This is a genomic window from Pseudomonas sp. CCI1.1 (assembly GCF_034348165.1).
Taxonomy (GTDB): Bacteria; Pseudomonadota; Gammaproteobacteria; order Pseudomonadales; family Pseudomonadaceae; genus Aquipseudomonas; species Aquipseudomonas paracarnis.
Map to the genome: position 1 here is coordinate 3,485,172 of NZ_CP133780.1, position 12,504 is coordinate 3,497,675.

The 12,504-nt window shown below is 60.2% G+C and carries 12 protein-coding genes; 7 read left to right on the top strand and 5 right to left on the bottom strand.

The features are described from left to right. Positions 1–131: 131 nt before the first annotated feature. Positions 132–1,124 carry an AraC family transcriptional regulator gene (locus RHM69_RS15705; protein WP_014719909.1) on the bottom strand — a complete coding sequence of 331 codons (993 nt, stop codon included), beginning with the start codon at positions 1,122–1,124 and terminating at the stop codon, positions 132–134. 311 nt (positions 1,125–1,435) lie between these two features. Here RHM69_RS15705 and antA point away from each other — a divergent pair, with 311 nt between their 5' ends. The 4 genes from antA (at position 1,436) to RHM69_RS15725 (ending at position 5,927) form a co-directional block, all read left to right on the top strand. Beyond that, on the top strand, positions 1,436–2,827 hold the full coding sequence (antA, locus tag RHM69_RS15710) for an anthranilate 1,2-dioxygenase large subunit (protein WP_014719910.1): 1,392 nt from the start codon (positions 1,436–1,438) through the stop codon (positions 2,825–2,827). Beyond that, positions 2,827–3,318: an anthranilate 1,2-dioxygenase small subunit gene (antB, locus tag RHM69_RS15715; protein ID WP_032902508.1), complete on the top strand. Its 492-nt coding sequence runs from the start codon at positions 2,827–2,829 to the stop codon at positions 3,316–3,318. Before antA ends, antB begins: the two co-directional genes overlap by 1 nt. Before the next feature lie 129 nt (positions 3,319–3,447). Next, positions 3,448–4,455 (top strand): anthranilate 1,2-dioxygenase electron transfer component AntC, encoded by a 1,008-nt coding sequence (gene antC, locus RHM69_RS15720; RefSeq protein ID WP_200600164.1) that lies wholly within the window; start codon positions 3,448–3,450, stop codon positions 4,453–4,455. Between the two features lie 71 nt (positions 4,456–4,526). Further along, complete coding sequence (locus RHM69_RS15725; RefSeq protein WP_044274391.1) at positions 4,527–5,927, top strand: amino acid permease; 1,401 nt, start codon at positions 4,527–4,529, stop codon at positions 5,925–5,927. Between the two features lie 160 nt (positions 5,928–6,087). On the opposite strand, the gene kynA is transcribed toward RHM69_RS15725, so the two are convergent. Continuing rightward, positions 6,088–6,945: a tryptophan 2,3-dioxygenase gene (gene kynA / locus RHM69_RS15730; RefSeq protein WP_014719914.1), complete on the bottom strand. Its 858-nt coding sequence runs from the start codon at positions 6,943–6,945 to the stop codon at positions 6,088–6,090. Beyond that, complete coding sequence (kynB, locus tag RHM69_RS15735; RefSeq protein WP_020302521.1) at positions 6,942–7,592, bottom strand: arylformamidase; 651 nt, start codon at positions 7,590–7,592, stop codon at positions 6,942–6,944. Before kynB ends, kynA begins: the two co-directional genes overlap by 4 nt. Positions 7,593–7,956: 364 nt before the next feature. On the opposite strand from kynB, the gene RHM69_RS15740 reads away from it, so the two are divergent. Then, positions 7,957–8,301, top strand: a complete 345-nt coding sequence (locus RHM69_RS15740; protein ID WP_019817873.1) for a cupin domain-containing protein — start codon at positions 7,957–7,959, stop codon at positions 8,299–8,301. Positions 8,302–8,348: 47 nt separating this feature from the next. Here the strand turns inward: RHM69_RS15740 and mmsB are convergent, their stop codons facing one another. Continuing rightward, the gene (gene mmsB, locus RHM69_RS15745) at positions 8,349–9,236 is read right to left on the bottom strand and encodes a 3-hydroxyisobutyrate dehydrogenase (protein WP_103452051.1); all 888 of its coding nucleotides are present in this window, start codon (positions 9,234–9,236) and stop codon (positions 8,349–8,351) included. 15 nt (positions 9,237–9,251) lie between these two features. After that, complete coding sequence (locus RHM69_RS15750; protein ID WP_014719917.1) at positions 9,252–10,769, bottom strand: CoA-acylating methylmalonate-semialdehyde dehydrogenase; 1,518 nt, start codon at positions 10,767–10,769, stop codon at positions 9,252–9,254. Between the two features lie 133 nt (positions 10,770–10,902). Here RHM69_RS15750 and RHM69_RS15755 point away from each other — a divergent pair, with 133 nt between their 5' ends. Next, complete coding sequence (locus tag RHM69_RS15755; RefSeq protein ID WP_014719918.1) at positions 10,903–11,850, top strand: LysR family transcriptional regulator; 948 nt, start codon at positions 10,903–10,905, stop codon at positions 11,848–11,850. A 330-nt stretch (positions 11,851–12,180) separates the two neighbouring features. After that, positions 12,181–12,471, top strand: coding sequence for a DUF3077 domain-containing protein (locus RHM69_RS15760; RefSeq protein WP_034133670.1), 291 nt, complete (start codon positions 12,181–12,183; stop codon positions 12,469–12,471). The last annotated feature ends 33 nt before the right edge of the window (positions 12,472–12,504 follow it).

Below are 12,504 nucleotides of genomic sequence, written 5' to 3' on the forward strand. Positions count from 1 at the left end.
TCCTCCAGGCACCCCATACTCCATGTGGGAGCTGGCTTGCCTGCGATGGCGGCGGATCAGTTGGCATCGTGTTGATCGGCCGGCCGCTATCGCAGGCAAGCCAGCTCCCACCTGTTGATCCTCACCCGAGTTCAAGTAATGCGCAGGCGCTTGCGTTGCAATGTCTGGCTGGGCGACTCATCGAACAGCTTGCGGTATTCCGCCGAAAACCGCCCCAGGTGCGTAAACCCCCAGCCCAGGGCGATTTCAGAAATAGTGCGCATTGAGCCCTGCTCCAGAATTTCCTGGCGCACCGCCCCCAGCCGATGCTTCTTCAGATACGCCATGGGCGACAGTGCGAAGTACTTGCGAAACGCATCGAACAGTTTGAACCGCGACACGCCCGCTGCCGCTTCCAGGTCTTCCAGGTGCAGCACTTCACGGGCGTTGTCGTGGATGAATTGCCGCGCACGGATCAAGTAGTGCGGCAGTTTTACCCCCAACACCTCGCGCAACTCTTCAGAGTAGTTATTCGGTTGGGCCAGGATCAGCCCCTTGATCAGCGAGCTTTCCAGGTCACGGGTAAACGCCGCCTGCTCGTACAACTCACTGCTGCATTCCAGTTCGGCGATGAAGTATCGCGCCATGCGCCACCACGAGGCCGGTGCTCCGTCCACAGCATCCATCACCGACTCAAACCGCAGCGGTGCATCGATGGGCCGTTGCAGCAAACCTTCCAGTGACTCGCTCATCGCCGCGCGGGTGATCACCACCTGCAACTTGCGGCAGTCACCGGAAATCGCCAGCACCTGATGCTCATTGGGTGAAATGATCACGCCCTGGTCGCGGTTGGAACTGAGGCGCTCACCGTTCTTGCTCAGCTCCTGCTCGCCCACCAGCGGCAGGCTCAAGCTGTAGCTGCGAAAGTGCTCGGCGTCTTCGATGTCGATGGTCACATCGGTACCGTATTCGATCACGCCCAGGGTGGTGGCGCGGGACTTGAACACGTTGGCGCTGTGGTGAAAGCGCAGGCGCTCGGGGGTGGCCGTCGCCAGGCGATGGGGCCCGCAGATGCCGGACATCCAGCTGCGCGCGCCTTCCAGGTCGAAGCGTTGAATATGAATATCGCGTGTCTGGCTACTCATCAGGGTGCACCCACGGCGGTTAGGCATTTGCGCGCTCTGGCGGCGCGTCGTTGAACCTCGACAGCAAGTTCCAGGCCACGCCAGCAGCGTGGCCACTGGGTGGATAGTAACGGTCGACTATGTGGATAAATCCCAGGGCTTTACGACCATCGCCCACCATCACAGTAGCGCATGCCGTCACCTGCGCGCACCGCCATGGGTATTTGCTGCCCAACTTTGCGGCCTGCGTTCCCCCATTAAGCGGATAGCCCGCCACCGCATCGCAGCCGCTTAATGGCTCACCGTTTAGCCATGATCAAAAGGTGCCTCCCATGAGTGGTGCAAGAACCGTCGAGCAGTGGAAATCCTTTATCGAAAGTTGCCTGGACTTTCGCCCGGCGGATGAAGTGTTCCGCATCGCCCGCGACATGTTCACCGAGCCCGAGCTGTTCGACCTGGAGATGGAACTGATCTTCGAGAAGAACTGGATCTACGCCTGCCACGAAAGCGAACTGGCCCATAACCACGACTTCGTGACGATGCGCGCCGGGCGCCAGCCGATGATCATCACCCGCGACGGCGAAGGCCGGCTCAACGCGCTGATCAACGCCTGCCAGCATCGCGGCACCACCCTCACCCGCGTGGGCAAGGGCAACCAGTCCACCTTCACCTGCCCGTTCCACGCCTGGTGCTACAAGAGCGATGGCCGACTGGTGAAGGTCAAGGCGCCGGGGGAATACCCGGAAGGTTTCGACAAGGCCACCCGCGGCCTGAAAAAAGCGCGCATCGACAGCTACAAGGGCTTTGTGTTTATCAGCCTGGACGTGAACGGCACCGACAGCCTGGAAGATTTCCTCGGCGACGCCAAAGTGTTCTTCGACATGATGGTGGCGCAATCGGCCACCGGAGAGTTGGAGGTGCTGCCGGGCAAGTCCGCCTACACCTATGACGGCAACTGGAAGCTGCAAAACGAAAACGGCCTGGACGGTTATCACGTCAGCACCGTGCACTACAACTACGTGGCCACCGTGCAGCATCGCCAGCAGGTCAACACCGAGAACGGCGCAGGTTCCAGCACGACGCTGGACTACAGCAAGCTCGGCGCCGGCGACGCAAATACCGACGACGGCTGGTTCGCCTTCAACAATGGCCACAGTGTGTTGTTCAGCGACATGCCCAACCCCAGCGTACGCTCCGGGTACGCCACCATCATGCCGCGCCTGGTAGAAGAACACGGCCAGCAGAAGGCCGAGTGGATGATGCACCGCCTGCGCAACCTGAATATCTACCCCAGCCTGTTCTTTCTCGACCAGATCAGCTCGCAGTTGCGCATCATCCGCCCGGTGGCCTGGAACAAGACCGAGATCATCAGCCAGTGCCTGGGGGTCAAGGGTGAGTCCGACGCCGACCGCGAAAACCGGATTCGCCAGTTCGAGGACTTCTTCAACGTCTCGGGCATGGGCACGCCGGATGACCTGGTGGAGTTTCGCGAAGCCCAGCGCGGTTTCCAGGGCCGCCTGGAGCGCTGGAGCGATATCTCACGAGGCAGCCATCGCTGGGAGACTGGGCCGACGCCCAACAGCGAAGCCATTGGCATCCAACCAGCCATGACCGGCACCGAGTTCACCCACGAAGGTTTGTACGTCAACCAGCATCGCAACTGGCAGCAGTTCCTGCTCCAGGGCCTGGAGCGACAAGCGCTGACACTGCGGGAGGTGAAGTGATGAATGCGCAATTGCAGTACCAGATCGAGCAGTTTTTCTACCGCAAATCCGAACTGTGCGACGCCCAGGACTGGGATGCCTACGTGCAGTTGTTCGACCCGCAGAGTGAGTTTCACCTGCCGCAATGGGATTCCGAACACGTCTACACCCAAGACCCCAAGCGCGAGATGTCGTTGATCTACTACGCCAACCGCTCGGGCCTGGAGGACCGTGTGTTCCGCCTGCGCACCGGCAAAGCCGCCTCTGCCACGCCGATGCCGCGCACCTTGCACCTGATCAATAACGTACGCATTGCCGAACAAAGTGACGGCACCTTGGAGGTGCGCTTGAACTGGCACACGCTGTTTTATCGGCTGGCTACTTCCGAGCAGTTCTATGGGCACGCAACCTATCGCCTCAAGCCCGAGGGCGAAAGCTGGCTGATCACGCGCAAGCACGCCCTGCTGCTCAACGACACCATCAACTCGGTGCTGGATTTCTATCACCTTTAAAACCAGCCCCCCCTGTGGCGAGGGAGCTTGCTCCCGCTGGAGTGCGCAGCGCTCCCAGTTTTTTGGGGCAGCTTCGCAGCCCAGCGGGAGCAAGCTCCCTCGCCACAGGGGCACGCGTGGAGTTCATCAATGAATCACAAAGTGGCCTTCAGCTTTGCCGATGGCAAGACCCTGTTCTTCCCGGTGGGCGCCCATGAAATCCTGTTGGACGCGGCCCTGCGCAACGGCATCAAGATCCCGCTCGATTGCCGCGAAGGTGTGTGCGGCACCTGCCAGGGGCGTTGCGAATCCGGTGAGTACACCCAGGACTACGTCGACGAGGAAGCGCTCTCCAGCCTCGACCTGCAACAGCGCAAGATGCTCAGTTGCCAGACTCGGGTGAAGTCCGACGCCACCTTTTATTTCGACTTTGATTCGAGCCTGTGCAACGCCCCCGGGCCCGTGCAGGTACGCGGCACGGTGAGCGCGGTGCAGCAGGTCTCGACCAGCACCGCCATCTTGCAGGTGCAACTGGACCAGCCACTGGATTTTTTGCCGGGCCAATATGCGCGTCTGTCAGTGCCCGGCACCGATAGCTGGCGCTCCTACTCCTTCGCCAACCGGCCGGGTAATCAGTTGCAGTTCCTGGTACGCCTGCTGCCCGACGGAGTCATGAGCAACTACCTGCGTGAACGCTGCCAGGTAGGTAATGAAATGCTGATGGAGGCGCCCTTGGGTGCGTTTTATCTGCGGCACGTCACCCAACCGCTGGTACTGGTGGCGGGCGGCACCGGGTTGTCGGCGTTGTTGGGCATGCTCGATGAGCTGGTCGTCAACGGCTGCACACAACCTGTGCACCTGTACTACGGCGTGCGCGGCGCCGAAGACTTATGTGAAGCGGCACGTATCCACGCCTACGCGACGAAAATCCCGAACTTTCGCTACACCGAAGTGCTGAGCGACGCCTCAGTCGAGTGGACGGGCAAACGCGGCTACCTGACCGAACATTTCGACCTGGCCGAATTGCGGGACAGATCGGCGGATATGTACGTGTGCGGCCCCCCTCCAATGGTCGAATCCATCCAACAATGGCTGGCGGATCAGACACTTGATGGCGTTCAGTTGTATTACGAAAAGTTTACGCAGAGTAATATCTGACCCTCAGCAGTTCTGAGGGGCCGATGCGGCGTGCAATCACCCTTGAGAAAAACAAGTAGAAGGGAATGTTAATGGCGGATGACATGGTTAACCCGGTGGGCCTCAAGCGAGGCCTGAAGAACCGGCACATTCAGCTGATCGCCTTGGGAGGTGCGATTGGTACAGGCTTGTTCCTCGGCTCGGCCGGGGTGCTCAAGTCGGCGGGGCCGTCGATGATCCTGGGTTATGCGGTAGCCGGGTTTATCGCGTTCCTGATCATGCGCCAGCTCGGCGAGATGATCGTCGAAGAGCCGGTGGCCGGGTCCTTCAGCCACTTCGCACATAAATACTGGGGCGGTTACGCGGGCTTCCTGGCGGGCTGGAACTATTGGGTGCTCTACGTGCTGGTGGGCATGGCCGAACTGACGGCCGTCGGCAAGTACATCCAGTTCTGGTGGCCGGAGATTCCAACCTGGGTCAGCGCGCTGGTGTTCTTCGTCGCGGTGAACCTGATCAACACTCTGAACGTGAAGTTCTTCGGTGAAGCCGAATTCTGGTTTGCGATCATCAAGGTGGTGGCGATTGTCGGCATGATCGTGCTCGGCTGCTACCTGCTGTTCAGCGGCACCGGCGGCCCGCAAGCCTCGGTCAGCAACCTGTGGAGCCACGGTGGGTTCTTCCCCAATGGCGGCATGGGGCTGTTGATGTCGATGGCCTTTATCATGTTCTCGTTCGGTGGCCTGGAATTGGTCGGCATCACCGCCGCCGAAGCCAGCGAACCACGCAAGGTGATCCCCAAAGCGATCAACCAGGTGGTGTACCGCATTCTGATTTTCTACGTCGGTGCGCTGACCGTGCTGTTGTCGCTGTACCCGTGGGATCAACTGCTGCAAACCCTCGGCGCGTCGGGCGATGCCTACAGTGGCAGCCCGTTTGTGCAGATCTTCTCGCTGATCGGCAACGACACCGCCGCCCACATCCTCAACTTCGTGGTGCTGACCGCGGCGTTGTCGGTGTACAACAGCGGCGTGTACTGCAACAGCCGCATGCTGTTCGGCCTGGCCGAGCAAGGTGACGCGCCCAAGGCGCTGATGAAGCTCAACAAACAAGGCGTGCCGCTGCGGGCCCTGGCGATTTCGGCGCTGGTGACCATGCTGTGCGTGGTGGTCAACTACGTGGCGCCGCACAGTGCACTGGAGTTGCTGTTCGCGCTGGTGGTTGCTTCGTTGATGATCAACTGGGCATTGATCAGCCTGACCCATATCAAGTTCCGCAAGGCCATGGGCGAGCAAGGCGTGACGCCGTCGTTCAAGACCTTCTGGTTCCCGTTCAGCAACTACCTGTGCCTGGCGTTCATGGTGATGATCATTGGCGTGATGCTGGCGATTCCGGGGATTCGCGAGTCGGTGTATGCGATGCCGGTGTGGGTAGGGATTATCTACATCGCCTATCGGTTTCGGATCAGAAACGGGAAGGTTGCCGTGGCGCAGTAACCCCTGTGGGAGCGGGCTTGCCCGCGATTGCGGCGTGTCAGCCAATGGATGAGCCGACTGATACACCGCCATCGCAGCGATGCGGCGACCCGACAAGCCAGCTCCCACAATTGACTGTATTTCACCTAGAAAAAAGCCCCGGTAATCCGGGGCTTTTTTATTAGAGCGTGGAACGTACTCGCCAGAGTTCAGGGAACAGTACCGTGTCGAGCATCTTGCGCAGGTACCCCACGCCTTCAGTACCACCAGTACCCGGCTGAAAGCCGATGATGCGCTCCACCGTGGTGACATGCCGGAAGCGCCATTGGCGGAACGAATCTTCCAGGTCGATAAACTTCTCGGCCAACTGATACAAATCCCAGTAACGGCTCGGGTCGCGATATACCTCGCGCCAGGCAGCTTCCACCGAGTCATCGTGCACCGTGGCGGCGGTCGGGTCGCGCTCGGCGCGTTTGGGATCAATCGCCAACCCCGCCTTGACCATCAGGTTTACGGCCTCGTCATACAACGACGGCGTGGCAATCGCCACCTGCAATTGCTGCAGCAACTCCGGGCGATGGGCATGGGGCCGCAGCAGCGCCGGGCTTTTGTTGCCGAGGATGAATTCGATCTCGCGGTACTGAAACGACTGGAACCCCGACGACTGCCCCAGGAACGGGCGAATCGCCTTGTATTCCGACGGGGTCATGGTCGCCAGCACCGCCCAGGCGTGCACCAGTTGATCGAAGATCCGCGACACCCGCGCCAGCATCTTGAACGCCGGTGGCAGCTCACCCAGGCGCACATGTTCGCGGGCGGCCTTGAGTTCGTGCAGCATCAATTTCATCCACAGCTCCGAGGTCTGGTGCTGGATGATGAAGAGCATTTCGTTGTGATCCGGCGACAGCGGGTGCTGGGCGCTGAGGACTTTGCCCAGGTCCAGGTAATCGCCATAGCTCATGGACTCGGAAAAATTCAGTTCGGCGTTATGCCATTCTTCCGGCGGTTGGTAATCAGCTGAGAAAGGACATTGGCTCATCGCGTGGGCTCCTTGAGCGGGCGGAGAATGGCGCGCACGGGGCTCGCGTCCAGGTTGGCGAAGCGCAGCGGCAGCGCGATCAGTTCATAGTCGCCCTCCGGTACGTCATCGAGCACGATGCCTTCGAGGATCGCCATGCCATGGCGCGCCACGGCGTTGTGCGAATCCATGGTCTTGGATTGCTGCGGGTCCAGGGACGGCGTATCGATACCGATCAGGCGCACCCCCAGGCTGGCCAGCAACTCAATGGTCTGGGGGGCGATGGCGGTGAAGTTCGAATCCCAGTCGGTGAGTGGCGCTTGTGGATAAGTGCGCAGCAGCACGCGCTCCGGCAGGTTATCCACACGCCCTTGCAACTGATGGGGCTGCACCAGAGCGCCGCTGCCCAGGCAATGCAATACCCGGCACGGGCCCATGTACACATCCAGCGATACCTCGCCAATCGGCGCCCCATCGGCGCTGTAATGCAGCGGCGCATCCACATGGGCACCGGTGTGCGGCGACAGGGTGACGCGCCCCACATTTACCGGACACTCCGGGCCGAACTGCCACACGCGCTCTTCCTGGAACGGTGTATCGCCCGGCCAGGTCGGGGTGGCCGTGCTCAAGGGCGGGCTGATATCCCACCACGTTTTTATTGGTTTCATTGCAAGGCTCTCACGGGGTACTGGGGTGAATGATACGAGGGCCAGCTCTGAATTTTCTTGCGAATTCTGGCGCGCCACGGGAAATATTTCGCAGTTACTGCGAGGAAACAGCGGTTTGATGCACAGATCTGTCGCTCAGATACACCAAGACCTCCTGTGGGAGCCGGGCTTGCCCGCGATAGCGGAGTGTCAGGCAATGGAGATGCTTGTTGTGCCAGCGTCATCGCGGGCAAGCCCGGCTCCCACAGGGGACTGCGGTGTTCAGGTGACTGCGCTTCTGGGCATCCCAATGTCGAGTTCAGACCACTGGCGCAACGCCCGAGGCCTTAGGGTTGAGCTTTCCCTTCCCTGCCTCGGAGTCATCATGACCAAGCCCATCACCGTACTACGCGACACCCACCCACTGCCGGTCCTGGATGCCTGCAAATGGGAAAAGCTTGAAGGCGACCCGCACACCGTCAACCTCAACGCCTACACCAGCGAAGACGGCAGCAAGATCATGGGCACCTGGATCTGCACGCCGGGCAAGTGGTACGTGGAATACGTGAAGTGGGAATACTGCCATTTCCAGGAAGGCTACTGCGTGATCACGCCTGAAGGCATGGAGCCGATCCACTTGCGGGCTGGGGATATCTTTGTGGTGGAACCGGGGATGAAAGGAACGTGGGAAGTGGTCGAGACGGTGCGTAAGTATTTTGTGTTTGCCTGACCCAGCAAAACCTGTGGCGAGGGAGCTTGCTCCCTCGCCACAGGTTTTTATTTGGGCTTGCGATAGCTGTTGATGATCGCCGAGAAGTCCTTGCCCCCTTCCCCACGCTGGCTCATCGATTGATACAGCTGCTGGGCCACTGCGCCGAGGATCACCGGCTGGTGCACCTGGCGTGCAGCTTCGGTGGCCAGGCCTAAATCCTTGAGCATCAGGTCGGCACCAAAACCACCGGTATAGCCACGCGATGATGGCGCGGTCTCGATCACGCCTGGCCAAGGATTGTAGGTATCGGAACTCCAGCAGCGCCCCGTGGAGCTGTTGATGATGCCGGCCAGCACTTGTGTATCAATGCCAAGTGCATCGCCCAGGGCCATGGCTTCACTGACGCCGACCATGCTGATACCCAGCAGCAGGTTGTTGCAGATCTTGGCGATTTGCCCAGTGCCGACATCGCCGCAGTGCACGATATTGCGGCCCATCTGCGCCAGCACCGGTTGCAGGGTGGCGAACAGTTCCGGGTTGGCGCCGACCATGAAGGTCAGCGTCCCGGCCTGGGCACCGCCGGTGCCACCGGAGACCGGCGCATCGGCCACGGCCACACCTTGTTTGGCTGCCGCAGCCGCTACTTCACGGATGGTTTGCGGGTCAATGGTGCTGCAATCCACGGCGGGGATGCCTTTGCCGATGCCGGCGAGTACACCGTCTTCATTCAGCCACACGCTGCGCACGTGGGCGGCGGCCGGCAGCATGGTAATCACCAGTTCGGCGCCCTGGGCCGCATCACGCGGCGAGCTGCTGATGGTGCCGCCCAGTTCGGCGAGTTCCTTGAGTACCGCCTGGTTCAGGTCGAACAGGTTAAGCGCGTGCCCAGCCTTGATCAGGTTGCGGGCCATGGGCGCACCCATGTTGCCCAGGCCGATAAATGCAATCTTCATGATCGTCTCCCAGGTTCAGCGCAGGTTAATGGTGGTGTTGACGCCATCGTTGACCGTGTCATCGTCGAACCAGCGGCTGGTGACGGTTTTGGTCTGAGTGTAGAACTGCACCACTTGCTTGCCGTAAGGGCCCAGGTCGCCGAGCTTGGAACCGCGGGAGCCGGTGAAGCTGAAGAACGGCACTGGCACCGGGATGGGGATGTTGATGCCGACCTGGCCCACATCGATTTCGCTCTGGAATTTACGCGCCGCCGCACCGCTCTGGGTGAACAGACCTGTGCCGTTGCCGAACGGGTTGGCGTTGACCAGGGCGATGGCTTGATCGAGGGTGTCGACTTCCAGCACCACCAGCACCGGGCCGAAGATTTCCTCGGTGTAGATGCGCATGTCGGTGGTCACGCCCGAAAAAAGAGTCGGGCCGACAAAGTTACCTTGTTCGAAGCCCGGCACCTTGATATCGCGGCCATCCAGCTCCAGCTTGGCGCCTTCTTTCACGCCGCTTTCGATCAGTTCAAGGATGCGTGCCTTGGCGCGCTTGGAAATCACCGGGCCGACATCCGTGCCGGCTTCGCTGCCTGCATTGACCTTGAGCTTTTGTGCCAACGCCTTGAGATCTGGCAGCCACTGCTTGGCCGCACCCACCAGCACCACCACCGAGGTGGCCATGCAACGCTGGCCCGCCGCGCCGAAACCGGCGCCGACCAGGGCGTTGAGGGTGTGCTCGCGGTTGGCATCCGGCAGCACCACCGCGTGGTTCTTGGCGCCCATCATCGATTGGACGCGTTTGCCGTGCTTGCCTGCCAGGTCATAGACATGGGTGCCGACGGCCGTCGAGCCGACGAAGGACACCGCCTTGATGTCTTTGTGGGTGCACAGTGCATCCACCACGCTCTTGCCGCCGTGCACCACGTTGAGCACGCCCGCCGGTACGCCGGCTTCCAGCGCCAGCTCCACCAGGAGCATGGTCGACAACGGGTCTTGCTCGGAAGGCTTGAGTACGAAGGTGTTACCGCAGGCAATCGCCATCGGGAACATCCACAGCGGAATCATCGCCGGGAAGTTGAACGGGGTGATGCCGGCGCATACGCCGATAGGCTGGCGCAGGGTGTAGGTATCCACGCCGCCGGCCACGTTCTCGGCGAACTCGCCCATTTGCAGGGTGCCGATGGAACAGGCGTGTTCGACCACTTCCAGTCCACGGAAAATATCGCCCTCGGCATCGGCAATGGTCTTGCCCTGCTCGGCGCTGAGGACTACAGCAATGCGCTTGGAATGTTCGCGGATCAAGGCTTGCAGCTTGAGCATGATGCGCATGCGCGCGCCGATCGGTGTCAGCTTCCAGGTCTGGAAAGCGCGATGGGCAGCGTCAATGGCGGCGTTGACTTCATCGGCAGTGGCGAACGGGACTTTGGCCAGCACTTGCTGAGTGGCCGGGTTGACGATGTCTTGCCACTCGGTGGTTTTGGACTCGACCCACTCGCCGTTGATCAGCAACTTGACCTGTTGCACGGAAATATCGGCAGATGCGTTCATATGGTCTCCAGAATCTTGTCGTTATGCAGAGAACCAAGGCGTTGAATCGCCTTGAAGAATGAGGCGTTCGGACTGTTTTTGGAGTATAGATGTGCAAATCTCTAATAAGAACGTACATAAAAGCCGGTCCAATATGCAAAAAAACATCACCTCCCTGGGCGCCCTGAACTGGGATGACCTGAAGTTTTTCCTCGAAGTGGCGCGCACCCGCAAGGCCAGCGTGGCCGCCAAGCGCCTGGCGGTGGACTACACCACCGTGTCGCGACGCATCAGTTCACTGGAAGTGTCCCTCGGCACGCTGCTGTTCGAAAAATCCCGGACCAACGGCTTCGTGCTCACCAGCGAAGGCCAGCGGTTGCTGGGTTATGCCGAATCCATCGAAAGCACACTGCACATGGCCTGCGAACAGGTGTCCGGGTCCGGTGTGGCACTGTCCGGCCATGTGCGCATGGGTTGCACCGAAGGCTTCGGCAGCTTTTTCGTCACCCCGCAACTGAGCCATTTCGTCGACACTTATCCCGCGATCTCGGTGGACATCCTGCCCCTGCCCCACTTCATCAGCCTGTCCAAGCGCGAAGCCGACATCGTCATCGCCCTGGAACGCCCGGAACACGGACCGTATGTGTGCTGCAAACTGTGCGACTACAAACTGCAGCTGTACGCCACCCAGGACTACCTCGACCAACACCCGCCGATCCGCACACCTGCGGACTTGGCCGAGCATCCATTTATCAGCTACGTGGATGACCTGGCGTTCAGCTCGGAGCTGCTGTACCTGGCCAACGTCGTGCCCGGCGCCAGCGCGAGTTTGCGCAGCACCAGCGTGATCGCGCAGTACGTGGCGGCGCAGCAAGGCCGGTCGATGGCGATATTGCCGTGCTTTCTGGCAGCGCAGGACCCGCGGTTGTTGCCGGTGCTGGGGGAGCAGATCGCGATTACGCGACAGTTCTGGATGTATTGCCGGGAGGATTTGAGGAAGTTGAAGCGGATTACGTTGTTGTGGGATTACATCCGGGAAGTGACGGAGCAGAATCAGGGGTTGTTGATGGGGGAGACGCGGGAGATCAGGTTTGCGGATTAAAGCGCCATCAACGACGATTCGCTTTAAATTGCAGGACGTTTCCTAGAGAATCCCTGGCCTATTGCGCCATAGGATTTGAGTGTCTAGCCTCCTCGGGTCGCTGCAAAACAGCGGCTGGGTTTAGCGACCCGAGAAACGTAGGTTCAACGCCCTAAATCACCCTGGCTAGCCATTTTGCTCGCCTTATCGTGTTATGGCGGCTGTGCGCGGGAGACCTTCGGGTCTACCGGGTTCCTAGGTTACCGGTTCGCTAACCCGCGCACAGCTGCCACCTTTCCATGTTTAGCGACATGCCGTGGCGGTTTCTACTTATTAACCTAAGGAAAAACCATGTCCAAGATCGTTCCCGATCCACCGCTTTCCTCCATCATCACCCTCGGCGTAGTCACCTTCGGCGACTACGGCGAAAACCAAAAACCACTGTTCCGCGTTAATTCCGGCATGCCGATTGAGGAAGCATTGGAACACGCCTCCACCCTACTTTTTTACTCCAAGAAACTCGCGATGGAAGCCGCCATGGATGTGCGCGGTGAGCAATATGCATGGGCTGCGCATTATCTGTGTGAGATGGGCAAGGCCGTGGTGGATGACTTAACGCAGGCGATGACGCCGGGCCGTTAAGCGAATACCGTTTGAATGCGGGAGGAGCCTTGC